The sequence below is a fragment of the Cytobacillus sp. GQ23 genome (assembly GCF_059758675.1).
Genome location: NZ_JCAXER010000007.1, coordinates 133,919 through 157,340, shown reverse-complemented (window position 1 = coordinate 157,340; position 23,422 = coordinate 133,919). Strand labels below are relative to the sequence as shown.

Genomic DNA, 23,422 nt, shown 5'->3' with positions numbered 1-23,422 from the left:
GCTGCTGAAAGTTAATCAGCAGCTTTTTTAGATTCCTGTATTTCCTTCACAATTTCATTTGCAAAATGCCCCAATGTACCTTCGCTATAAGAACGTATGACTTCAGGAGCAAGAGAAGTAAGGCCTCTTTTAACGTAAGCTGGGTGATATCCTTTCCCTGCGAATTCAGTTTCAATTTCAACAGCCGTTTTTACAGCAAAATAGGTTGCCTGTTTATTTACTTCTAATACCGTCTCTTCTCTGTCTATTATGATCTCCCCCACTGGTCTGAATAGATCCTGTATGGGAGCAGGGAGTTGGTCCTCTGTTATAAATAATCCCTTTCCATTCTCCATTAAATCTCTCGAATGCCCCATGTATTTCAATCCAAACACCTTGCAGGATGGGAGCCTATCTTTAATCACTTTAGTTGGAAGCGCGGTCGCCATATTAATGAAGGCGATAGAAGAGTTCTCTTTAATAAGGCTATCGATAAAAGAAATTACCTTTCCAGCCGGCAAGGCGAGCAGAATAATATCCAATTGTCTCATCTCTTTATCTGTTAAAGGATGTGCGTTAGGAAACTTTTCCGCAAAGTGTTTTGCCTTTGACCTGTCGGGATGGAAAATGCCTATTGAAAAGTTTGATTTATGCCAGTGAGTCATCATTGCTGTACCTAATTTTCCTATACCTGCTAAGCCAATTTTCAAATCCTCACTCCTCTCTAAATAAAAAAGACTATCCCATTAGTTAGTTTATTCTAACTTTGCAGGATAGCCTACTTTTTTTCAAGCTTAATGTTTTACCAGATTAATATGGCAACTAGTGTGGCTATAAATAAACTGCCGACGACTGGAATAAAGTTTTTTCTCGCCAGCTCCAGCGGTGAAAGCTGCAGGAATCCTGCTACAGCGACAAGTGAAGACCAGGCAACAATTGTTCCACCACCCCAGATCGCACCCATTTGACCAATGGCCGCTAAAGTGGAAGGATCGATATGGCTTCCACTTGCTAATGCACCTGATAAGGCACCTGTTAACGGAAGCCCTGAAAAACCTGACCCATCCAAGCCGGTGATCAGACCGACAATTAACAGACCGAATCCTGCAACAAAGGCATTCTCAGGTATATATGACTGGCCAGCTTGAATCATATCAAATAAAAAGGCTGGTTTGGCAGCGCTTTCATCTAATGATAATATTGTGCCAGTGAAGTCTGAACTTGCCATAAAGAAGAAGCCTGCTATTGGAATAACCGGAGCCATCGCCCTGAAGGCAAACACGAAGCCTTCTGTTAAATGCTCGCTTACCTTATCTAAAGCATTAATTCGATTAAATACCACAGTGGCAAGCACGAATAAAACTGTCGCAACACCGCCAATGAATGCAGCTCCATCTGTTCCTTCAAAGCCTGTACCACCTGTTAATTTTGTTGAGAACATATAAATCATAACAGCCAGCATCGATAAGGGCACTAATACTGCAAAAACCTTGCCCCATGTGTTTTTTCGCTGAATGATTTCGGCACTTTCTTCAGCAGTGGCAGCAAGCTCATTTGCTACACCGAAGAAAGCGGCATCTTCCGGGTTTAACTTGGAGTCATGCTGCCCATTTTTCACGATTGATTTTCTATGCGCCACATAAACATAAGACAATGCGAGTACACCTGTAATAACGGAAAGAACCAGCGTCTTATCCGCAACCATGGACTTATCAATTCCAGCTGCTTTGGCACTGAGCATCGGTGCTACCTGCATGATATAATCAGAGGATAATGCCATGCCCTGACCGGCAATGACAATTACCATGGCAGCCGTCATCACAGGCAGCCCAGCTCTAACAGCTGCAGGTACAAGCAGTGCACAGATTAACGGGACTGCAGGTGTTGGCCAGAAAAAGAGAGAGATCACGTAGGTTGTAACCATCAGTACTAAATAGGAAACATGCCCATTCACCATGACTTTCTCTATCGGACCAATAAGCCTCTTATCAGCTCCCAAATCCTTCAAAGAATTTAGCAGAGCGATCATGAGTGAAATAATTAAGAATATGCTGAATAACTCTTTTGCTGCGAGGAGATTAGCGTTAAATACAGCCTGAAAGCCAGCAATCAGACTGCCTTTATAAATGACTGCCACTAAGAAAGTTCCGATGATTACCGGCAAGACAACGCCTCTCCTGAAAAGCATGGTGGCGATGACAGACACAGTAACAATTGCATAGACCCAATGAGCAAATGTTAACTCCATATATTCCCCTCCGTGTTTCGTAATAAAAAATAGCTCTCTATGAAAGATTGCAAAAGACAGATTCCTGGAGGCATAAATTGTTTATCTGCAGCTGACTATGTAATACCCAGAAATTTAGCATAACCAGTAAGAATTTGTAACATTTGCCAAACAGAATACAGCATTTGGTAGATTGTATACCAAAATAGCCAAAAAACAAAAAAGCGTTTAACATGGCTGACTGGCTTTACTGCTGATGTACCGCTTTTAATAGCCCTTTATCCATCTCTTATGCTAGCAGATTGACAGATTCCATTGAAATGCATCTACCCTTCTGCACATGAGAACTATGACCACCTCCCTTTTTCACTATTTTTAACTTGTATACTATAATAACACTAAAAACAACTATTGTGCAAATAATTTTGAAAATTTAGATGTTTTACTATTTTCTATAAAATGTATTGCTCTCTTTATGAACTTAAGTTAAAATCTAGATTAAAATTGCACAAAGTATATCGTATGCCACCTCTATAGATACCTATACTTAGAGCTTATCCCAAGAAGGAGTGAAAAACATGCTTAAAGCTGGAATTATAGGTTTTGGAACGCTTGGGAAAACCATTGCAGAATTAATAGAAACCGGCCATGCCGGCAATGTGATGCTGAAGTCGGTGCTGGTCAGAAGTAATAAACATGCTGATCATGCTGACAAACAATCACTTGCCCTTACATCAGATGAAGACGACTTTTTTAATGGTGATTTAGATATTATCATAGAGGCAGCAGGTCATGAGGCTTTACACCTTTATGGAGAAAAAGTGCTGGCAAATGGAAGTCATCTAGTAGTACTTTCTGTAGGAGCATTAGGAGATGCCTGTTTTTATGAAAAACTGCAGGATGTCGCCATGCAGCAAAACCGGCAGATCTTTATCCCCTCTGCAGCTATAGCCGGCCTGGACCGGATTGCAGCAGGGGCACTGGGGGAGATTGAAGATATTACATTAATCACAAGAAAACATCCCCGCAGCTGGAAAGGTACGATTGCAGAAGAAAAAGTGGATTTACATATGCTGACTGAACCATTTTGTATTTATGAAGGAAATGCCCGGGAGTCATCCAGGCTGTTTCCGCAAAGTGTGAATGTTTCCGCAGCCCTTAGCCTGGCGGGTATTGGATTTGAAAATACAAAGGTGAAGGTATATGCTGATCCGACTATCCGAACAAATACTCATACCATTAAGGCTAAGGGGTATTTTGGCGAAGTGGAAATCTCCGTTTCGAATGTTCCTTATGAAGAAAATCCAAAATCGAGTCCAATTGTCGCCATGAGTGTAGCTAAGGTATTAAAAAATTTAACTTCGCCATTCGTGATTGGAGTTTAAAAAAAATTAAGAAAGAGCTCAAGCTCTTTCTTAATTTTTATTTTCGTTCTGCTGAACCGCTTCAATATATGCTTTTTTTGAATTCTCAATATGTATTTTGGTAAGATATTCTGCCATTTCCATTTCTTTATTGACGATGGCTTCCATGATTTTTAAATGCTCATCCATGGACTGCTTTGCCCTGCCTGGATTTTTATGCCCGATTTTGGCAAAAGCGCGAATGTAATCGGACAATCCGCTCAGCATCTCATAAAGCTTCACATTTTTGGCAGAGCTATATAGGAGATGATTTAGCTCTCTATGTAATTCAGCAGCATCTTCTTCTGGATTTTTCAGGTATTCCTTGACCTTTTGAATACTGTCAGTGAATTTGCTTTCCATTCCTTCATCCAGCTTTTGGACGGCTAATTTTGCTGCAAGTACTTCAAGTGAAGATAAAATGGTGAATACTTCAATTATTTCCTTTTCAGATATATCGGCAACGATTACGCCTTTTCTTGGCACTGTTTTAACAAACCCCTGGGACTCCAAACGGAACAGCGCTTCCCGTATTGGTGTCCTGCTGATATTTAACCGCTCAGCAAGTTCACGTTCAACCAGCCGGTCTCCCGCTTTAAATTCCCCGTCTAAAATAAGATCCTTAATATGCAGATAAACCCTCTCGCGTATTGAGATCAGGTTATCTTCCGTCCAATTGTTAACCATCCCTTTCCCTCTTTCTCTCTTTAGTAACCTTACTGCCCATTATAACTTACCTGTCGGGGTAACAGCAATTTTTTGGCTGATTTACCAGGGAGTTCTACTAGTCTCACCTTTACGGCACATTTATTTTTTCTATCTTTCCCCGGGAAGTCCGATCATTTGCCGCGACCCGTGAAATAATTTCCGCGATAATTTCAGCCAGTTTTAAAACCATGTACAGTCTCGTGCTATTTAAAGAGTGCACTGGTGATAATGGATCGAGCGTATTTACAATGGCTTTCAAATGATAGTCACCCACACTCGGGAGAACCCGATTCACTGCGTTCCCTGGAATAAAAGATCCTTCTCTTATTAAAATATAGCCGATTTGCCTTTCGTCTCCAAGGCAGGCGTCGATGCCAAATATAAAGGGATTATGGTGGGTTTCTTCTATTTCTTTAAGTACCTTTTTGATATTTAAAGCGTGGACCGGATCCTTTAAAGTCCCATACACTGGATAGGGAATGTTCTTCTCTTTAAGTATCTTACCTGCCAATGGCCCAAGAGAGTCTCCTGTAGAGCGGTCAGATCCAATGCATAAAATAACGATTTCCCTGGATGTGCTGTAAAAAATCTGCTCCAGCTTCGATACCATCTTTTCAACTTCAGCTTCTTCCGTTGTTTCTTTGATGGAAATGTAACTTGCTGCATCAATGACATTCTTCTTCTTCGTTTTGCTGGATGAAAATGGCCACATTTTTTTACCTCCTCTCAGGTAATGTTTATATATTGTGAATCAGTATTGTTATATAAAAATTTAATTGATAATCATTCTTAGTTTATACAATGAAAGGAGCAATTGGAAATTTTTCAGCCAATATTTTATGTAGTTACCCGGACTTTAGGTAACATATCCTCGGACTTCTTTATATCTTTCTTCAATCATACCCGAAGTCCAAGCTGGCTTTCATTACCTGTGTAATTTACTGCGAAGAATATTTTGCAGCCCTATACAAAAGATAACTTTTGCGGGGGTGAGTTCTTAATGAAAAAGGACAATATAAATGAAGGAATTGATAATCAAAATGGAGGTTCCCAGGATATTTTAATGAATAGGGTTAATCAGGTTTTTGACAGATTGGCTGAAGAAGTAAGGGGGATGGTCGATGAGGGCAATTCCAGAATGAATAAACGATAAAGAAGCTGGTATCCTGATCAGCTTCTTCATTTTTTGCCTGAATCCGTTTTTTTTCTCCGCCTTTACCATGCATTAATTTACTGAAATGGCCAAGTATCATTATTTCCCCCCTCCACTTTTTGTTCGATACTTTACCTCATAACCGATAAAGTAAAAAACATCATAATCCTCTCTTCCTTATAGCCTAAATTTAGATGTGAATTTCAAGTTATAAAAAATTAACTATTTCGACTTTCGAAAAAGATGTTATAATACTATTTATAAAATTTTTACAGAAATGAAGGCGAGTTCGTTTGAAAAAGAGATTATGGCTGATTTATTTGATGCTGACTTTGGCTACTGCAACATGGGGCAGCGCATTTATTGCCGGTAAGTTTGCTGTTCAAAGCTTCGAACCTGCAACCGTTGCTTTTTTGCGGTTTTTAGGAGCTGCCATCCTGCTTTTTCCGCTTATGTGGATTATGGAGAAAAACCGGAAGCGGCCAAACTTAAGAGATCATGGACTGTTTGCTCTCTTGGGCCTGACTGGAATTGCGCTGTATAATATTTGTTTCTTTCTGGCCACAAAGCACGCACCGGTGATTAAAAGCTCATTATTTATTGCATCCAATCCGGTTCTTATTGTCCTTTTATCTGGACTATTCCTTAAAGAGAAAATTACGAAAAATCATATCATGGGAATGGCCGTTGCATTGACAGGTGCAGTGTTTATTATTACAGATGGCCATTTGCTCTCTCTTTTCCAATATGGCTTTGAACCAATTGACTTTGTACTGCTGGGGGCTGTGATTAGCTGGGCCATTTATAGTGTTGTGGGGAAAGTGGCATTGAAAAAATTCAGCTCAGTGGAATCGACCACATATGCCGTTGCCTATGGGACTTTATTTCTTTTGCCATTTGCTTCTGCAGAAACAACGTGGATGGATCTTCAGCAAGCCAACTTTACAACTTGGGCTGCTATTGCTCATATGAGTATCTTTGTTACCGTGATTTCATTTGTCATGTATTATAACGGAATTAAAGAGGTCGGAGCGGCCAAGGCTTCCATTTTTATTAATGTGATGCCAGTGTCTGCTGTTTTCATGGCTACAATCTTTTTGGGTGAAACGTTCACCATTGCGCATGGAATTGGAGCAGCCTTTGTTCTTACGGGTGTATATATAGGAACTAATGCTAAATTTTTTCAAAGAAAGATGACTAAACAAGCCATGAAAAATAAGACTGCCTAGTAATTTATTAGACTCATACATGAAGAAGAAGGGACCTTATTAAGTCTTTAGAGAATGATGCTGGGAGTTTCTCCTGCAGAACATGCTGTGCAATTGCCGCATGGGCTAACTGATAAAATGAATTCAAAAGGCTTGTTCCCGATTGGCGGTGAACAAGCCTTCTGTTTATTTAATCATGATCATAATAGCTTTTTTGCTTATGTATAAAAGAACTGGCTAGTGCTATTGCTTTTTTTGACTCGCCTTTTTCTGAGTAAAAATGGAATAGCTTTTTCTCATAATGGTCGATTAAAATGCCGTATCCAATATTTTTGAAGTATGGCAATGCTATTTCTTCAATAAATTGATAGTATTGCCTTTCTTCATCCTTCAGCAGGTGGAGATGAAGCTGAAAATAAATCCAGGTATATGAATCAGCAGCTCTTGCCCTCTCCAGTCCTTCTCCAGCTAATTTTATTAAGATATTTCGGGACTTGAGTTTCCCTTTATAACAGGTATGAATATATCCATCTAAAGCAGTCAGATAGTGAGGAGATTTTTCAGCGGTAAGTTTTAATGCTTCTTCATATAGACCAGCTGATTTCCGATATTTCTTTCGGCGAAAATATTCAAAGGCCAGATTATGATATAGCTTGGATTTGCGATCACCTGAATTACATGCATCACATAGCTTTATAAGCTGTTCATATTTTTCCTTCGTTTCATGAAAATCATGAAGTTCCTTCGAATTTAGCTGTATAATCAGCAGCATTTCTGTGTCAATAATCCGGAGAATGTTTAAGGTTCTTTGAAAATATTGAAGCGCCTTTTCTCCATAATAATAGGCGGTAATATTCGAATGGATGGAATGGTAGGCAATCGCTAAATGGTAATAGTATTCTTCGTAGCTATACTGATCTCTGTCAATGGATTCCAAGCAGCTGATACAGTCACGATATTGGCCGGTTAGAAAGTAATAAATGCCCTGGATATGCTTTAACAAATTAGCATTATGAGGTGACAATGCAGCAGAAGCTTTTTTAAGATCCGAAATTAAATCTGATGCTGAAATCAAATCACCTACAGATAAAAAATATCTGGCTGACAGCAGGCGATATAGAGTTTGAAAGTCAGTCATATGAATCAGTTTTTCACCCTGCAGTTCTTTCTTTATACGCTCAGATTCCTGCAAACGCTGCATGATCATACTCTCATGCCATTCATCCAGCCTTTTGGCAAGCTGATGATATCGCATTGTTTCCTCTTCAGGATCGATTCCGAGCCTCCTGGCGAGGAGGAGTGTAATTTCACCGGAGTATTCGGTAATTCCCCTCTCGATTTTACTTAAATGGGTAACAGAACAGATTCCTTCCCCCAGCTGGCCCTGTGTTAATCCTGCTTTTTCCCTGTAAAACTTAATAATTTTTCCTATGATCATGCTGCCACCTCGGTATCAAGTTTCTATTATTATAGTGAAATCACTGGATGTTTTCTATAGGATAATAGAAAAAGGCAGGAGAACTTGTCTCCTGCCTGCTGTTTTATTATTAATTTTTCGGCTCCAATCCAATCATTTTTAAGAAATCAGCTAGCCCTTTCTTTCCAATCCTGTCTTTCGGCTGATTTCCTTTTCCGGACAGCGGCCCTTTCGTCAAGAAATTCTTTTCAATCCATCTGACGTCGGTTTCATCGACTACTCCATCCTGATTTATATCCAGATCGGCATTTTTAGGGTTTTCTTCTCCATAATGATTAACCGCTTCTTTCATGTCACGGATATCGATAACCCCATCTTGAGTAACATCCCCAGCAAGGTTATCTTCAGGGTTAATTCTTACATAAAGCCCGTGATACTTTCCATCCTTCTCGATGCTGGCCGATACATTTTTATATTCTGTCAAGTGGCCAGGAACCTCGACATAGACCGTATAGGCTTCTTTTGCTGCTGGCACAATGACCTCAAACAGTCCACTGCTGTCCATAGTTCCATCATAAATTTTCCCGTCTGCTGCTTTCGCATAAACCTTTGCTTTAAGCTTGGTAAAATCATATTTGCTGTCAATCCAGCCTCCTGAAGTTAAGAAAGCTTCTGGTGCCATATTGCCTGAAATACGTGAGTGAGATGAGATAAGCTCAAAATGGTTTAAGCTGTATGCCGGAATGGTTACGGCTTCGGACTGACCCTTTTTATGATAAGAAAGTTCTTTTAACCCAAAGGATACATACCTTGCGTAACTGGTGTCATCCACCATTTTAAATGTAACATCCAGGAAAGGCATATCTCCGCTGATCCCTTCAAACCCTTCTTTTAATAAAGCTGCCCCGACTTTTACACCAGACTTAGTGACAACTGGTTCATCTATTTTTACCTCTATACCATTTTGGTCTGCAAACTTCTGAAGCTCAGGATTTACTTTAACTTCCTGCAGCTCAAAAAAGTCAAGTAGCCCCTGAATTTCATAAGTGCCTGAAATAAAGTTCTCCACATTGTTTAAATCAAGGGTCACGGTTATTTCGTCATTCAGCTTCATACTGCTTTTATTAAAACGGCTGTCTGCGTATTCAGTGCCTTCCTTCATAAATACATACCGGGGAGATTTAAACATATTGGCTGCTGTTGCCATATCCCACGGGAATAGCCTTAACTTGTAAGGTGTCGTTTCATATTCTTCCGGAAGCACACCAAATTTTGTAGTGCCATCGTCTTCAAGCTGCAGGAATCCGCTGATAAATGGCAGGTCACTTTCGTAATAAGCAGCTGTATTGGTTTTTTGGGTATATTCCATTCCTTTTGATTGCAATAGGTCAACTGTCTTGTCGGTCACCTTACCATGAACCCAGAATGCCCTGTGGCCGTCTTCAGTTGTTAACATATTATCATTTATCTCAACCACTCCCGGCTCAATATCGAGGTCTGCTTCCGGCGGAGTATTGTCTATAATACCAAGACTTTCTTGATGATAGGTTTTTCCATCTGCATCACGGCTGATCAAATCAAGAACATATTCACCTTCCGGCAGTTTCTGAAGATAATCGGCAATCGGCTGCTTCTTATTTCCTGTAAATGGATAAACTAGTCCTCTGTGGCCGAAGAATATGAGATATTCTTTATCAGGCAGAGCCGCTCGGGCATCAAAGCTTCCGACAATTCCGATAGCCTTTCCTGTTTTTGCATCCTTTACAACTAAATCGAATGTCTCCATCGGGCTTTTAAACTTAAAGGCAAAGTGCGTACCAGGTGAATAGTATTGGTGCATTGGTGTATCAGTCGTAACAGACGGCTGAAGCGGTTCTGCAAAATCGATGCCTTTGTCAGTCACCCGGATTGCATATGGAATTTGATAGCGTTCTTCTGGATTATTTTGGTTCTCCACATGGATATATCCTTCATAACGCCCGATTTCAGCTGTTTGCGGGATTGTAATCGCCGCTTGTAATTGTTCCGTTTCCCCTGCACGTATTGTAAACGATTCTGGAAGGTTTACTTTAATTTTATTTTTTACTCCATCCTGCACACCCTTCCGGGCAGAATGATATTCCACGGTTATCTTATAGGATTGGTCCTTGTTGCCTTTATTCGTCACTTGAAGTGCACGGCTATCCTTAATATCTGCACTGTCCAGAAAGTGGTTTCCATAGCTGATGGAACCTGTGATTTCATCAGCTTCCACGTATTCTCCGTTTTCAACATGCTCTGTTTTATCGATTACCTTAAATGAAACGTTTGAGTGAACGGCCTGATAGGCATCCACACGGCCGGCGCCCACTTCATACACGGAGTAATCCTTTTTTAAATCATCCGACGAATTCATCAGTGCTGTTTTGACATCAAAAGGATCAAGAGCCGGATTACTCTGAAGCATGAGTGCCGCCATGCCTGCGATATGAGGAGTGGCCATTGACGTACCATTCAGGCGTGCATAGGCAGATGTGTAATCCTTGCCATCTTCTGGATGGTTCATATACTCCGGATAGGTGGAGAAAATGGAAACACCAGGGGCCACGAGGTCAGGTTTTATGTCGTAGTTGCTATTGACAGGACCTCTTGAACTGAAATCGGCAAGAGTGTCGCCTTCCGTCTTAGCCACCATTAACTGATTAAATTGTACAGAAGCTCCCGGGATACCTTTTAAATACTCCCCATCCTCCTTTGAAAGCTGGAATGTAGGAATAAATTTAGTGCTCTCACCTATGTAGGCCGGAATTTCGCCCTCCGTATTATTAAAAATAATAACTGCTGCTGCACCTGCATTTTTGGCATTTTTCACTTTTTCCTCAAATGTCAGCTCTCCGCGTTCGATGAGGGCAATTTTCCCCTCAAGGTTTTTCCCTGTAAAGTCTTGCGGAGTCCCCAGGCCAGTATACTCAATTGGGTAGGATTTGCCTTCAAGTGTTTTTAAATCATCCGTAAAGTTTTTGGCTAATAATTTCATAGATTCGAAATCCTTCTCAGCCGCAGTGGCTTTAAAAGCTGGGATGGAGATTGATGCATCACTTGCACCGACTGTAATTCCGAAAGCACTTGTACCAGGTGAACCAAGCGTTTTTTCATCTGGCCCAGCATTTCCAGCTGCCACAACTGAAACGACTCCGGAAAGCATAGCGTTATTAATAGCAACCGAAGTAGGATATAAAGGATCATTTACACCCGCTCCGAGTGATAGATTGATTACATCCATTCCATCTTCTACTGCTTTATCAATACCGGCCAGCACCCCGTCTGTTGAGCCAGATCCATATGGTCCAAGAACCCGGTAGGCATACAGATTGACATCCGGTGCTACTCCCTTGACAGCATAGTCTACTGCATTTTCTTTTTGGGCAGCAATGGTTCCTGATACATGTGTACCGTGAGAGGTATAGAAGGCAGATCCTCTGGAATCAAATTCAGGCTGACCGGATGTTTCCCAATCATCGTAAGTTGCCTCCATTGGATCTGCATCATTATTGATAAAGTCCCAGCCTTTCACAGAGCTTGGATCAACTGTTTTAGGGTCTTGACCATTTTCTTTACGATAACCTTTGTAAGAACCAGTTAAGTCAGGGTGTGTATAATCAATACCCGTGTCCAGCACTCCCACCTTAATTCCTTTTCCGGTAACCCCCTCATCGTGAAGCTTATCCACACCGATTTGAGGAATGCTGTCTGCCATCTTTGGCTTTATGGCAGACCGCTCTGCTGGTGGAAGTCCAAGTTGGACTTGGGCATTGCTCCAGATTCTTTTTACTGAACCTGATTGCAGGAGTTCTTCAACAGCTATACCCGGAAGTGTCATGGAAACACCATTAAAGGCGTTCTTGTATTCGCGTTTCACTTCAATCTTACTTGCGTCATACAGTACATTGCTTTTCTTCGATTTCAGCTTGTTAACATGGGCATTGAAATCTTTGTGGGATTTGTCCACTTTTACTTTCGCTGTATGAATAGATGATTTTTTCCCTTTTAAAGCTTCTTTCTTTACCTCTACCTTTGCAGGAGCCTGGTTAAATTCAACAATGACATCGACCAGGTCGGGAGTGGATGTATTTACTTCCGGAGAGATAATAAATCCCGGTCCAACTTCCAGCTGTTCTAAAGCATCCCTTTGCTCCTTAGAGAGACCGCTTAAAATTTTTTCTGCTTCGTCCACCGTGATCTCGGGCTTCTGAGCAAGCACATTAAATGGAATGGCAGCTGTGAATAATAAACTTGCAGTCAGAGCCCCTTTTAATAGATTATTGCGTGACTTCATTTTTTTCCCCCTGCTCTTTAATTAGTAGAAAAGTAAGAATACTTACTATTTTCATAATAAAGGGGAGAGATGTGAGCAGTAAATTGGGGTAATAAAAGAGGGACATTGCTACTGAATTACTTGTTTTTAACTGAAAATTTTCTTGAAAATAGGATAAAGAGCATCTTGATAGGCAATAGAGGAAGGTAAAAATGGAATAACAGGAAATCGATTACCCCAAATTGAGAGGTGGAAACAGGATTGAGAGAAACATTTATCTAAGATTTTATGTTGAGGGTATTCTTTTTTAGCAGTTTTATAATGCTTTATGGTGACCGTTTTCTTCATCCCTCTTCCATTTTCGTCCTCATGAACCCTCCTTGGCGACCATTTTCCTCTACTCTCTTCTATTTTCGTCGTCATAACCCTTTCATGGTGATCATTTTCTTTGCCTCACTTCCATTTTGTCCTCATACCCCCTCTATGGCGACCATTTTCCTCTACTCTCTTCTGTTTTCGTCGTCATAACCCTTTCATGGCTACCGTTTTCTTTGCCTCTCTTCCTTTTTCGTGCTCATGCCCCCATCTATGGCGACCATTTTCCTCTACTCTCTTCTGTTTTCGTCGTCATACCCCTTCCATGGCGACCGTTTTCTTTGCCTCTCTTCCATTTTCGTCCTCATGCCCCTTTATGGCGACCATTTTCCTCTACTCTCTTCTGTTTTCGTCGTCATACCCCTTCCATGGCGACCGTTTTCTTTGCCTCTCTTCCATTTTCGTCCTCATGCCCCTTTATGGCGACCATTTTCCTCTACTCTCTTCTGTTTTCGTCGTCATACCCCTTCCATGGCGACCGTTTTCTTTGCCTCTCTTCCATTTTCGTCCTCATGCCCCCTCTATGGCGACCATTTTCCTCTACTCTCTTCTGTTTTCGTCGTCATACCCCTTTCATGGTGACCATTTTCTTTGCCTCTCTTCCATTTTCGTAGTCATTAACCCTCCCTGGCTACCGCTCTCTCACCAATGAACTCTTCCAGTAATCTAGCAATAAATTAATTACAAAATAACACAAAAAAGGACACTCCCCATTCAGAAGTGTCCAGTCTGCATCTCTATTATTTCGAAGCGATACTTCCCTGGAACACACGCTTTAACGCATCTGCCGCCTGCTCAATAGATTTTCTTCCCTGTTCCAGTACACCCGGCATCCAGAAGAAGCCATGGATCATGCCGTCATACCGTTTGGATTCAACCGGCACACCAGCTTCTTTTAAACGCTCAGCGTAAGCTTCTCCCTCATCACGCAGCGGGTCAAACTCTCCCGTTAAAACCAATGCCGGAGGCAGTCCGCTCAAGTCTTTTGCCTGCAGCGGAGAGGCATATGGGTTTTTCCCGTCTTCCTCATTCTGCAGATAGTGATTCCAAAACCACTCCATGCTGTCTTTTGTTAACAGGTAGCCGTCTGCATTTTCGGTATAGGACTCTGTTGCATATGAATGGTTGGTTACCGGATAAATCAGCATCTGATAGGCTAATGAGATTTCACCCTTGTCTCTTGCCATGAGAGCCACAACGGCTGCAAGGTTTCCGCCTGCACTGTCACCGCCCACCGCAATGCGGTTGGGATCTATCCTAATCGATTCTGCATTTTCAGCCACCCACTTGGCTGCAGCGTACGAATCATCTGCAGCAGCAGGAAATTTATGTTCCGGAGCCAGCCTGTAATCCACCGAAACGACCACGCAATTCGCCAAATTTGTTAATAGCCTGCAAGGAACCTCTACTGTCTCAAGGTCACCGATTACCCAGCCGCCGCCGTGATAATATACGAGCGCAGGGAATGGACCTTCTCCTTTAGGAGTATAAATTCGAACCTGTATATCCCCTCCGGGTCCCGGAATTTTTCTATTTTCAATCTTTCCTACTTCCTCCGGTTCACCAGCCAGAGCGCTAAAATCAGTGGTAAGGCGAGCTTCCTCTGGTGATAGCTGGCTCATCGGCGGTGCTCCTGCTGCCTCCATTTGTTCCAGTAAAAACTTTGCCTGCGCATCTAATGCCATAATTATTTTCCCCCTATTAATTTATTAATATATTGAAAGAATACCTGCCCAATTTAAGCCCTTTATTTAACAGCACTCTTTTCAGATGCTGTCAGGCTAAAACCTTCATAGCCTTTTTCGGCGACTTCTTCACAAATCTTCCGATAGGCTCCTACACCGCCAAGATAGATTTGAAAACCTCGGGCTTTCCCTTCAATATTCGCACCCATGTACCAGGAGTCTGTCTTGGTAAATAGAGTCTGATCGGCGATTTCACGGCAATGCTTGCTCCATGTATTTTCCGCCTCTTCATTCACTTCAATAACAGCCTGGTTTTGTTCGCGCATATAACTGATGCAGTCAAATACCCATTCCACATGCTGCTCAATTGAAACCATCATATTGCTTAAAACAGACGGACTTTCAGGTCCAGTCAGCATAAACATATTCGGGAAACCAGCTGTGCCCAGGCCAAGATAGGTGCGGGTCTGTGAGCCGCCTGCCCATTTCTCTTTCAAAGATTCGCCGTCTTTTCCACGGATATCGATCTTAAACAAAGGTCCTGTCATCGCATCAAAGCCTGTGGCAAACACGATCATGTCAAGCTCATATTCACCATCCGAAGTTTTAACACCTGTTTCGGTAATTTCCTGAATCGGGGCTTTCTTTACATCCACCAGCGATACGTTATCACGGTTATAGGTTTCAAAATAATCTGTATCTATGATGGTCCGTTTAGTGCCATAATAGAACCTTGGAAGGAGTTTCTCAGCCACTTCAGGATTATTAACCGTTTCGCGGATTTTAGAGCGAATGAACTCCGCTACGATCGCATTGGCTTCCGGAGATATGGACAGGTCATTATATGCGTAAGTTAGTTTAAGCAGTCCTCCTTCTTTCCAGGCTTCCTCGAAAACTATTTGCCTTTCTTCAGGGGATTCGTCAAAAACGGAAACATTTCTTGGCTCCTCCGGTATTCCGGTAATGGAATGGCGCATTTTTGCTCTTATGTCCCCGTAATTTTCCCTGATATTCTTCAAGTGTTCTGGATCATTCGGCGTGTTCCTGGCAGGGCTGCTGTATTGCGGAGTCCGCTGGAATACAGTCAGGCGCCCGGCTTCTTTTGCAATGACAGGAATGGCCTGGATACCGCTGGAGCCTGTGCCAATGATGCCAACCCGCTTTCCTGTGAAATCTACTCCTTCATGCGGCCAGTTGCCGGTATGATGCCATTCGCCCTTAAAGTTTTCCAGCCCTTTAAATTTAGGCACATTGGACGCTGACAAGCACCCTACAGCTGTAATAAAATATTGAGCAGATACCTTTTCGCCATTATTTAATTGGACGTCCCACCTTCTATTCTTCTCATCAAATTTTGCGGATTGCACCCTTGTATTGAATTGCACATCACGCCGAAGATCAAACTTATCTGCTACATAGTTTATATAGCTTAATATCTCAGGCTGTTCAGCGTATTTTGCCGACCAGCTCCATTCTTTCAGCAGTTCCTCAGAAAACGTGTAATTATAGTAGATGCTTTCAACATCGCATCTTGCGCCGGGATAACGATTCCAATACCATGTGCCGCCTACATTATCGCCTGCTTCAAATACCCGGGTGGAAAAACCAGCCTCCCGCAAACGATGCAGCATATACAATCCAGAAAAACCAGCACCAACGACAACAGCATCAAAATCCGTGAGAGAGTTCGATTTTTGAAATGATGACATTCTTTCTTCCTCCTCATGATATTAGTTCAATTGAAAGCGATTACATTTTTTCTTTTAAATTGATCCTCCTTTCCAGTGCTTATACTTTTTTCTATTTTAAGCTTACTATCATTCGTTTATATTGAATATTCACAATTTTCTATATATAATTACCCTATAAGGAAGGTGTTAATGTGGCAATTGAATCTACCATATTAGGTAATATCCAAAATTTAGAAGGTGTCGAGAGTCATGAAGAAAAGCTGTATAAAATTCTAGAGGTTTATATGAACATTTTCCCTGTTAAAAACGCCTATTTATTCCGTTATTCCCCTTTAGGTTTTATTGGTGAAGGGATCATTGCAATTACATGCCATGGACTAATACATATCAGAGATATCAGGGATGATATTCGTTCACTGCCGCTTATATATTCTGCCCTCTATGAAAGAAAAGCAAAATATTGTTCGGGGATAGAATACCTGAAGCAAATAAATATAAAATACATTACAACTTCCAATGTCAACTCCTTCCTGGCTATCCCCATCTGCTTTGGCGCTGTTCCCATCGGGTATATTTGCACAAACGAATTTGATGATCATGCACATATTTCGGTTCAGCAGCTTTCTACATATACTCAATTTGGTCAGAACATAGGAAAAATCCTTGAAAAAACGGAAGGAAAAGAAGATGCCCGCCTATTAAGCAAAAGAGAAATGGAGGTTATGAAAAAGATTTCCTGGGGGGAAAGCATAAAGGAAATGGCTGATTCCATGTTTATCAGTGAAGTTACCATCAACCAGTATATTAAAACAGCCATCAGAAAACTGGGAGCTCAAAACCGGACTCAAGCCATTGCGGAGATGTTTCGTCGAGGGATGATTTCATAATTTTACACATGATCCCCAGCCGCACCAAAAAGCCCCATCTTATAATAAAGAGAGGGGCCATTTTGGCTGTTTATTTCTCCATCATCAATTTCAATATCAGTTCATCCGTATGACGGGTGCCTTCATTTCCTAATTTACAGAAGCTTTCGATACTTTTCTCAACATCATCATGAATAAATCCATCGGTTGATTTAATTTCCTGATCGTTGAGTGCAAGAAGGGCAGATTGCACAGCTACATTGGAACAGGTAGACACTTTCATTGCACATCCTGCTTTTGCTCCGTCACAGATCATTCCGGATACATTGCCAATTGTATTTTGAATGGCCGCTTTAATTTGCTGAAGGTGCCCATCCAGTAAATAAACGATGGCTGCACTTGCCCCCATTCCCGCAGCCGTTACACCGCATAAAGCCGAAAGCCGGCCAAATTTGGATTTTATATGAATGGTGATCAGATGGCTGAGTGCCACTGCCCGTATCATTTTCTCATCTGTGACCTTCAGTCTTTCTGCAGCAGCAACAACTGGAAGAGTGACTGCGATGCCCTGGTTGCCGCTTCCGGTATTTGCCATTACAGGCAGTGTTGATCCTGCCATTCTCGCATCTGACCCGGCTGCAGCTAAAGACATTGCTGCAGTAGCAATATCATCTGATAAAATCCCCATTTCCACATTTCTCTTGATCGTTTTCCCTACCTTTAGGCCATATTCGCCTGATAAGCCTTCCAGCCCAATGACCCTGTTGAGCTCTATACTCTTTTTCACAAGTGACAGGGAGCTGATTTCCACACCCAGCACCCATTCATATATTTCATCAATGGTGAGTGCAATTAATTCTTCTTCTTCAGATTGGATTCCTATATTTTCACATCCGCCCTGATAAATAACTTCGCCATCAACCTCAATTAAAGTAATATTGCTGTGGTTATCAGAGATTACCACTCTGGCAGTCTGCATATCAGTTTTTACTATCACTTCAATGTAAAGCCTTTTCGGTGTCTCAGCTTGGAGTGAAGTTACTTTTCCTTCTTCAATAAGTTTTAATGCCAACTGCTCATCTTCAGGACCCATTCCCGCTAATACTTCCAGTTTTCTCGCAGGATCCCCTGCCACAGCGCCAATTGCCGTTGCGAAATCCAGACCATATGAACTCATGCCGGGAATTCCGACTGATTTGGCATTTTTGATGATATTTCCGCTCGCTTTCAAGCAAAGCTCTTGTATTTCCCCTTTAGCATAACTCTTGGCAGTTGCTGCAGCGAGTGCAATCGCAACAGGTTCCGTACATCCAAGGGCAACCACTAATTCTTTTTCCAGAATTCTTAAGATTTTATGCTTCTCCATTTTCATACCCCTAATGATTAAAATAAATGAACTTAAACTATTATAATTCATATAGTTAAAAATGAAGAGAGGGAAAATTTACTTCCACCATAATACCCTTAGGATTCAGTAAACCAGGACCTTGTTTTTTTACCCTTTGCTGAATAATGAACTTAGATTCTTCAATGTATATAATCTGCCCGTCACCATAAAGAGGCTGTTATAGTTCCTTTGTACATATTCATCAATAATGGTCAGGCCTTTTACAAACCGGTCCACCAAATAATTTGTGTACTTCGGATCCCAGACAAAGCGATTGATCCTGATCAGCTCATTTGCAAGAATATGAAACTTAAAGTCTTCAGCAATCAGTTGGATTTGTCTTATTTTATCAGTATCCATATAAAAGATATTTTTTTCGAGGTTTTTACTCAGGAATGTCAAAAAGTCATTAATATTTTCAGCGAGTAATGTTGCTTTTTGCATTTCAGGGGCCACAAAAATTCGCTCCTTTCTTATCATTCTGTTAAGAAGAATTTATGAAAGAGAGCTCGCTCTTAACACCTAAAAAAGGAAGGAAACTTGATGTTCCTGACCATTTGCAGATTATTTTTTCCATTTTAATCAGCGGCCAAAGGAAGCTGTTCCACCCTGCGATAAAGGTAAAAATACCCTGCACTGCAAGAACTGGCTTAGCCGTTTGAGAACAAAAAACAGCCCCATTAATAAAACCGGGGCTGTTGAATGTGGTTTAATATATTCGATAATTTCCTGTTCAATCCGATTTATTTCAGCAATCCTTCCCCCTCAAGATACTCTCTTGCAGTTTCTTCAGGACTCACACCTTCAACATTTACTTTGTAGTTCATTTCACGCATTTCATCATCGGTGATCTTTCCATCCAGCTTGTTTAAGGCTTTGACAAGCTCAGGATGCTCTTCAGCGGTTTCTTCTCGCAAAATCGGGGCTCCCTGATAGGGAGGAAACAGATTTTTATCATCCTCAAGAACAGTGAGGTTATATTTTGCGATTTCACTATCTGTAGAATAAGCATCCACTAAGTTGATTTCACCTTTTTCAATTGCACCATAGCGCAGCTTGGGCTCCATGGTTAAAACAGTTGGAAAGTCCAGGCCATACAGCTCCTGAATGCCCCGATAGCCATCTTCCCGATCCGAGAATTCAAGAGTGAAGCCGGCCTTAATGCTTTGCTCGACAGCTTTTAGATCCGAAATGGATTGCAGGCCATAATCCTCAGAGAATTTCTTCGGTACAGCCAGCGCATATGTATTATTGTATGCCATCGGTTTCAGCAGCATCATACTGAACTGATCCTTCATTCCTTTTCTCGCCTGCTCGTAAACCTCCTGCTGTTCAGTGCTTACCGCTGACTCTTTTAGAAATTCAGCAATGGCTGTGCCGGTAAACTCAGGATACACGTCAATACTGCCTGACTTCAGAGCATTAAAGACGAAGGATGTTTTTCCTAAACCTGGTTTTAACTCAACATTAAGATCGGTTTCATTCTCAATCAGCAATTTGTACATATTGATCAGGATTTCCGGTTCTGAACCAAGCTTCCCTCCAATAACAATCTTCTCTTCAGACTTATTTGTCAGCAGCGGAATAGCCATAACCAGTATCATTGCGCCAATGAAGACTCCCAATGCAGTGATCGACCGTTTGAAAGACAAATGCTCGAATCGCCGCAGCAGCATGTCAAAAAGGATTGCCAATATGGCTGCAGGTATGGCCCCAAGAACAATCAGTGCCGTATTATTTCGGTCGATTCCTAGGAGAATCAGTTCTCCCAGTCCTCCTGCTCCGATTAAAGCAGCGAGAGTAGCAGTTCCCACGATTAGCACCATTGCTGTCCGAATGCCGGCCATAATGATCGGCATGGCAAGAGGAAGCTCTACCTTCATGAGCCTTTTGCTTCTCTTCATCCCCATTGCCCTAGCGGCTTCAATTATGGAATCATCCACCTCTCTTATGCCTGTATATGTATTTCTCAGAATGGGCAGAAGGGCATATACGACTAGTGCGATAATGGCAGGCACCTTTCCTATCCCAAATAAGGGAATCAACAAGCCAAGCAAGGCTAATGAGGGCACAGTCTGCAATACGGCCGTCACCCCAATGATCCCCTCTGCGATTTTTTGCTTCTTAGTCAGATAAATTCCAAGCGGGATTGCAATCAGGACTGCAAAGAATAAAGCAATAAGTGAAATCTGTATATGCTCAATCAATACACTGAATAGCTGCCCTTTCCTTTCATTTATAACAGAGATAAAGGCATTCATGACCTCACCTCATCCTTCATGCTTCCGGCAAGTTCACGAATAACGGCCTGCCTGTTGACCATGCCAATGATATTCCCGTCCTCTTCGACAGCAAGTTCATCATGAACTGACAATAAGCTAAGTGTTTCTTCAAATGAAGCGGTGGCTGAAATGACTATTCCTTGCTGTCCTGTTTCTGTAACCGGCAGAAGGATATCATGAAGGCTGAATCCCTCTATGTACGGTCCATGCTCTTCCCCGACAAACTGCCTGACAAATTCGTTTTCCGGATGTGCAAGCAGCTCTTCAGGTGTGCCAGTTTGGACGATTTCCCCATCCTTCATGACACAAATGCGGTCACCGAGCTTCAAAGCTTCCTTCATATCATGTGTGACAAACACAATCGTTTTCTTTATTTTTTTCTGAAGGCTGATTAGGTCATCCTGAAGCTTTTCCCTGCTTAGGGGATCCAGCGCACTAAAAGGTTCGTCCATCAGGATGATTGGAGGGTTAGCTGCAAGTGCTCTTGTTACACCCACCCTTTGCTGCTGTCCTCCTGAAAGTTCATGCGGCTTTCGGCTCCGGTATATGTCAGGCGCCAATCCGACCATTTCCAATAACTCATCAATCCGTTCTTTAATTTTTTTTTGCTCCCAGTTTTTAAGCTCGGGAACAATCGAGATATTTTCTCCAATTGTCATATGAGGAAAAAGGGCTATCTGCTGAAGAACATAGCCAATATCCCAGCGAAGCTCATGAATATCATAGTCACTGATCCGTTTTCCATTTATGAAAATCGTTCCCGCTGTCAAAGGAATCAGCCTATTAATCATCTTCAGAACGGTGGTTTTCCCGGAACCGCTCGGACCTATAATCACAAAGAACTCGCCTTCTTTTATATGTAAATTGATTGAATCTACTGCTTTAGTACCATCCCGGTACTGTTTCGACACATTGTCAAACTTAATCATTGCTCCACCTCTCAAATATGTTTACATCTGGATTATTCCCTTTAAAATTCCCGAAAAACGGTCCTGTCCTCATTTTCTTTTTTGCTTATACTACCATACAGATAGACAGGAAACATTTCCATTTTAAAAGTCCAAAGAAAAAGCAGCCTCCATTTTATTGGAGGCTGCCTGTAATTATGCTGAAGATTTTTTAAGGTTCTTAAAGAGGTCCGGAAAGTCATTTGTGATTGCTTCGCGGATATCCCCATATCCAAGATGGCTAATGGGATAGGCTTTTACTTTCTTTAAGGTGGAATGCGGATTTCCTTTAAAAATATTTACGGTCTCCTCTAAAAATTTTTCCTGCTGGAACAGATGATTGTTTCGATTTTCATAGACTTTGTTTTCTGTTTGCTCATAAATAACATAATAGTTATCAATGATTTCACCACGGAACATTTCCTGCGTCTCAATTACTTCGTGTACTTTCATCGGTATCAGTCTCCCTTTTCAATAAATTCAAATTGACGAAAGTGATTAATTCATTCCCAATGGCAAAACCAGCAGCTTTATACTTTGGATACTATGATGTTTTTTACTTGAACATGCCTCCCCATGCTGATTTCATTCTATTGGCTTATTATGTGGTTCTCTCTAATTTCAATTCTGGCTGCACCTGTTTCCTGGGCTGCTTTTATTACTGCGTCCCTTACCGCAGGGACAACCCGGCTGTCGAGGGGGCCTGGTATTACATAATCAGGTGTCAGGTCTGTAGAATCGATTAATCCGGCAATCGCTTCAACAGCTGCCATTTTCATTTCTTCATTTATTTCAGTAGCCCTGACATCCAGTGCCCCCCGGAAAATTCCAGGGAATGCGAGGACATTATTCACCTGATTCGGCAAGTCGGATCTGCCTGTGCCAACGACTTTGGCTCCTGCAGCTTTCGCTTCATCCGGCATGATTTCAGGAACTGGATTGGCCATGGCAAATATAATGGAATCCGGACTCATTGTCTCGACCATTTCCTTTGTTAAGGCACCGGCAGAGGAGACACCAATGAAGACATCGGCACCAATGATCACATCCTCAAGCGGCCCTCTGCGTTTTCCAGAATTGGTAATTTTCGCAACAGACTCTTTAACAGGGTTCATTCGCTCTTGACGCCCTTCATAAATCGCTCCTTTTGTATCACACATGATGATATCTTTTGCTCCCATATTCAGGAGAAGCTTGATAATGGCAATTCCTGCGGCACCAGCTCCATTGATTACGATTTTTATTTCATCCATTTTTTTGCCGGCAAGCTTCAGTGCATTGATTAAACCGGCTGCAGTTACGATAGCAGTTCCATGCTGATCATCATGAAAAACCGGGATGTTCATTTCCTGCTTCAGCTGTTCTTCAATGTAAAAGCAATTTGGTGCCGCGATGTCTTCCAGGTTAATGCCCCCAAAAGAAGGCTGCAGCAGCCTGACTGTTTTAATGATTTCTTCTGGGTCCTTCGTATCAAGGCAAATCGGAACCGCATCAATCCCGGCAAATGCTTTAAATAGTGCAGCTTTCCCCTCCATAACAGGCATGGAGGCTTCAGGGCCAATATCCCCAAGTCCGAGCACCGATGTTCCGTCAGAGACTACGGCGATTAAGTTTCCTTTAATGGTATAGTCATAGACTTTCTCAGGCTGGTCATGGATTCTTCGGCACGGCTCTGCCACTCCTGGGGAATAGGCTAAGCTTAAATCTTTCATGCTATTTAGCGGCATTTTTACATCAACTGTTAACTTTCCTTGAAACTTCTCATGAAGAAGCAGAGATTCCTTTTGCAAATCCATTCTA

20 protein-coding genes and 1 pseudogene are annotated in these 23,422 nt (G+C 41.8%); 5 read left to right on the top strand and 16 right to left on the bottom strand.

The features are described 5' to 3' along the window. Positions 1-11: 11 nt before the first annotated feature. Both AC6CHU_RS08110 and AC6CHU_RS08105 read right to left on the bottom strand, forming a co-directional pair. The gene (locus AC6CHU_RS08110; protein WP_159869131.1) at positions 12-689 is read right to left on the bottom strand and encodes an NAD(P)-binding domain-containing protein; all 678 of its coding nucleotides are present in this window, start codon (positions 687-689) and stop codon (positions 12-14) included. Between the two features lie 92 nt (positions 690-781). Next, positions 782-2,227: a hypothetical protein gene (locus tag AC6CHU_RS08105; protein ID WP_159869128.1), complete on the bottom strand. Its 1,446-nt coding sequence runs from the start codon at positions 2,225-2,227 to the stop codon at positions 782-784. A 557-nt stretch (positions 2,228-2,784) separates the two neighbouring features. Here AC6CHU_RS08105 and nadX point away from each other — a divergent pair. Next, positions 2,785-3,591 carry an aspartate dehydrogenase gene (gene nadX, locus AC6CHU_RS08100; protein ID WP_251282899.1) on the top strand — a complete coding sequence of 269 codons (807 nt, stop codon included), beginning with the start codon at positions 2,785-2,787 and terminating at the stop codon, positions 3,589-3,591. A 30-nt stretch (positions 3,592-3,621) separates the two neighbouring features. Here the strand turns inward: nadX and AC6CHU_RS08095 are convergent, their stop codons facing one another. After that, positions 3,622-4,296, bottom strand: coding sequence for a GntR family transcriptional regulator (locus AC6CHU_RS08095; RefSeq protein ID WP_159869122.1), 675 nt, complete (start codon positions 4,294-4,296; stop codon positions 3,622-3,624). Positions 4,297-4,405: 109 nt separating this feature from the next. Next, a complete protein-coding gene (gene yyaC / locus AC6CHU_RS08090; protein ID WP_251282897.1) occupies positions 4,406-5,029 on the bottom strand; it encodes a spore protease YyaC in 624 nt (207 codons plus the stop codon). Between the two features lie 288 nt (positions 5,030-5,317). On the opposite strand from yyaC, the gene AC6CHU_RS08085 reads away from it, so the two are divergent. The 3 genes from AC6CHU_RS08085 (at position 5,318) to AC6CHU_RS08075 (ending at position 6,906) form a co-directional block, all read left to right on the top strand. Further along, entirely contained in the window at positions 5,318-5,470 is a 153-nt protein-coding gene (locus tag AC6CHU_RS08085) for a hypothetical protein (RefSeq protein WP_159869116.1), read from the top strand. A gap of 323 nt (positions 5,471-5,793) precedes the next feature. Further along, positions 5,794-6,699 carry a DMT family transporter gene (locus AC6CHU_RS08080; protein WP_498121147.1) on the top strand — a complete coding sequence of 302 codons (906 nt, stop codon included), beginning with the start codon at positions 5,794-5,796 and terminating at the stop codon, positions 6,697-6,699. A gap of 54 nt (positions 6,700-6,753) precedes the next feature. Further along, the gene (locus tag AC6CHU_RS08075) at positions 6,754-6,906 is read left to right on the top strand and encodes a hypothetical protein (RefSeq protein ID WP_498121118.1); all 153 of its coding nucleotides are present in this window, start codon (positions 6,754-6,756) and stop codon (positions 6,904-6,906) included. On the opposite strand, the gene AC6CHU_RS08070 is transcribed toward AC6CHU_RS08075, so the two are convergent. The 5 genes from AC6CHU_RS08070 to AC6CHU_RS08050 all read right to left on the bottom strand — a co-directional run bounded on the left by AC6CHU_RS08070 (position 6,869) and on the right by AC6CHU_RS08050 (position 16,158). Next, positions 6,869-8,116 carry a helix-turn-helix domain-containing protein gene (locus AC6CHU_RS08070; protein ID WP_159869113.1) on the bottom strand — a complete coding sequence of 416 codons (1,248 nt, stop codon included), beginning with the start codon at positions 8,114-8,116 and terminating at the stop codon, positions 6,869-6,871. The genes AC6CHU_RS08075 and AC6CHU_RS08070 overlap by 38 nt on opposite strands. A gap of 109 nt (positions 8,117-8,225) precedes the next feature. Continuing rightward, positions 8,226-12,410, bottom strand: coding sequence for a S8 family serine peptidase (locus AC6CHU_RS08065; RefSeq protein WP_498121116.1), 4,185 nt, complete (start codon positions 12,408-12,410; stop codon positions 8,226-8,228). A 126-nt stretch (positions 12,411-12,536) separates the two neighbouring features. Continuing rightward, positions 12,537-12,812, bottom strand: coding sequence for a hypothetical protein (locus AC6CHU_RS08060; protein WP_251282895.1), 276 nt, complete (start codon positions 12,810-12,812; stop codon positions 12,537-12,539). 692 nt (positions 12,813-13,504) lie between these two features. Beyond that, positions 13,505-14,449 carry a LipP1 family hormone-sensitive lipase gene (gene lipP1 / locus AC6CHU_RS08055; RefSeq protein WP_498121113.1) on the bottom strand — a complete coding sequence of 315 codons (945 nt, stop codon included), beginning with the start codon at positions 14,447-14,449 and terminating at the stop codon, positions 13,505-13,507. 62 nt (positions 14,450-14,511) lie between these two features. Then, on the bottom strand, positions 14,512-16,158 hold the full coding sequence (locus tag AC6CHU_RS08050) for a flavin-containing monooxygenase (RefSeq protein WP_498121111.1): 1,647 nt from the start codon (positions 16,156-16,158) through the stop codon (positions 14,512-14,514). 173 nt (positions 16,159-16,331) lie between these two features. On the opposite strand from AC6CHU_RS08050, the gene AC6CHU_RS08045 reads away from it, so the two are divergent. Continuing rightward, positions 16,332-17,027, top strand: coding sequence for a response regulator transcription factor (locus AC6CHU_RS08045; protein WP_498121109.1), 696 nt, complete (start codon positions 16,332-16,334; stop codon positions 17,025-17,027). 70 nt (positions 17,028-17,097) lie between these two features. Here the strand turns inward: AC6CHU_RS08045 and AC6CHU_RS08040 are convergent, their stop codons facing one another. From AC6CHU_RS08040 to ystJ, 7 genes and pseudogenes are all read right to left on the bottom strand, one after another. Continuing rightward, the gene (locus AC6CHU_RS08040) at positions 17,098-18,372 is read right to left on the bottom strand and encodes an L-cysteine desulfidase family protein (RefSeq protein ID WP_498121107.1); all 1,275 of its coding nucleotides are present in this window, start codon (positions 18,370-18,372) and stop codon (positions 17,098-17,100) included. Positions 18,373-18,501: 129 nt separating this feature from the next. Next, positions 18,502-18,837 (bottom strand): hypothetical protein, encoded by a 336-nt coding sequence (locus AC6CHU_RS08035; protein ID WP_285868417.1) that lies wholly within the window; start codon positions 18,835-18,837, stop codon positions 18,502-18,504. 136 nt (positions 18,838-18,973) lie between these two features. Beyond that, positions 18,974-19,048: pseudogene (locus AC6CHU_RS08030) on the bottom strand (hypothetical protein); the annotation flags it as partial. 88 nt (positions 19,049-19,136) lie between these two features. Then, the gene (gene opuFB, locus AC6CHU_RS08025) at positions 19,137-20,654 is read right to left on the bottom strand and encodes an osmoprotectant update ABC transporter permease/substrate-binding subunit OpuFB (RefSeq protein WP_498121105.1); all 1,518 of its coding nucleotides are present in this window, start codon (positions 20,652-20,654) and stop codon (positions 19,137-19,139) included. Continuing rightward, positions 20,651-21,604 carry an ABC transporter ATP-binding protein gene (locus AC6CHU_RS08020; protein WP_251282889.1) on the bottom strand — a complete coding sequence of 318 codons (954 nt, stop codon included), beginning with the start codon at positions 21,602-21,604 and terminating at the stop codon, positions 20,651-20,653. The genes opuFB and AC6CHU_RS08020 overlap by 4 nt, the downstream gene beginning before the upstream one ends. 174 nt (positions 21,605-21,778) lie before the next feature. After that, positions 21,779-22,075 (bottom strand): hypothetical protein, encoded by a 297-nt coding sequence (locus AC6CHU_RS08015; protein ID WP_159867219.1) that lies wholly within the window; start codon positions 22,073-22,075, stop codon positions 21,779-21,781. 137 nt (positions 22,076-22,212) lie between these two features. Further along, positions 22,213-23,418: an NADP-dependent malic enzyme gene (ystJ, locus tag AC6CHU_RS08010; protein WP_159867216.1), complete on the bottom strand. Its 1,206-nt coding sequence runs from the start codon at positions 23,416-23,418 to the stop codon at positions 22,213-22,215. Positions 23,419-23,422 lie beyond the last annotated feature (4 nt).

Bases quoted from the DNA above. Each gene is read 5' to 3' on its own strand.
- AC6CHU_RS08075 (WP_498121118.1), top strand. From the start codon at position 6,754: ATGATGCTGGGAGTTTCTCCTGCAGAACATGCTGTGCAATTGCCGCAT.
- AC6CHU_RS08105 (WP_159869128.1), bottom strand. From the start codon at position 2,227: ATGGAGTTAACATTTGCTCATTGGGTCTATGCAATTGTTACTGTGTCT.
- AC6CHU_RS08060 (WP_251282895.1), bottom strand. From the start codon at position 12,812: ATGACGACGAAAATAGAAGAGAGTAGAGGAAAATGGTCGCCAAGGAGG.
- AC6CHU_RS08085 (WP_159869116.1), top strand. From the start codon at position 5,318: ATGAAAAAGGACAATATAAATGAAGGAATTGATAATCAAAATGGAGGT.
- nadX (WP_251282899.1), top strand. From the start codon at position 2,785: ATGCTTAAAGCTGGAATTATAGGTTTTGGAACGCTTGGGAAAACCATT.
- AC6CHU_RS08020 (WP_251282889.1), bottom strand. From the start codon at position 21,604: ATGATTAAGTTTGACAATGTGTCGAAACAGTACCGGGATGGTACTAAA.
- AC6CHU_RS08050 (WP_498121111.1), bottom strand. From the start codon at position 16,158: ATGTCATCATTTCAAAAATCGAACTCTCTCACGGATTTTGATGCTGTT.
- yyaC (WP_251282897.1), bottom strand. From the start codon at position 5,029: ATGTGGCCATTTTCATCCAGCAAAACGAAGAAGAAGAATGTCATTGAT.
- AC6CHU_RS08035 (WP_285868417.1), bottom strand. From the start codon at position 18,837: ATGCAAAAAGCAACATTACTCGCTGAAAATATTAATGACTTTTTGACA.
- AC6CHU_RS08040 (WP_498121107.1), bottom strand. From the start codon at position 18,372: ATGGAGAAGCATAAAATCTTAAGAATTCTGGAAAAAGAATTAGTGGTT.
- AC6CHU_RS08070 (WP_159869113.1), bottom strand. From the start codon at position 8,116: ATGATCATAGGAAAAATTATTAAGTTTTACAGGGAAAAAGCAGGATTA.
- AC6CHU_RS08065 (WP_498121116.1), bottom strand. From the start codon at position 12,410: ATGAAGTCACGCAATAATCTATTAAAAGGGGCTCTGACTGCAAGTTTA.
- AC6CHU_RS08015 (WP_159867219.1), bottom strand. From the start codon at position 22,075: ATGAAAGTACACGAAGTAATTGAGACGCAGGAAATGTTCCGTGGTGAA.
- lipP1 (WP_498121113.1), bottom strand. From the start codon at position 14,449: ATGGCATTAGATGCGCAGGCAAAGTTTTTACTGGAACAAATGGAGGCA.
- AC6CHU_RS08095 (WP_159869122.1), bottom strand. From the start codon at position 4,296: ATGGTTAACAATTGGACGGAAGATAACCTGATCTCAATACGCGAGAGG.
- opuFB (WP_498121105.1), bottom strand. From the start codon at position 20,654: ATGAATGCCTTTATCTCTGTTATAAATGAAAGGAAAGGGCAGCTATTC.
- ystJ (WP_159867216.1), bottom strand. From the start codon at position 23,418: ATGGATTTGCAAAAGGAATCTCTGCTTCTTCATGAGAAGTTTCAAGGA.
- AC6CHU_RS08080 (WP_498121147.1), top strand. From the start codon at position 5,794: ATGCTGACTTTGGCTACTGCAACATGGGGCAGCGCATTTATTGCCGGT.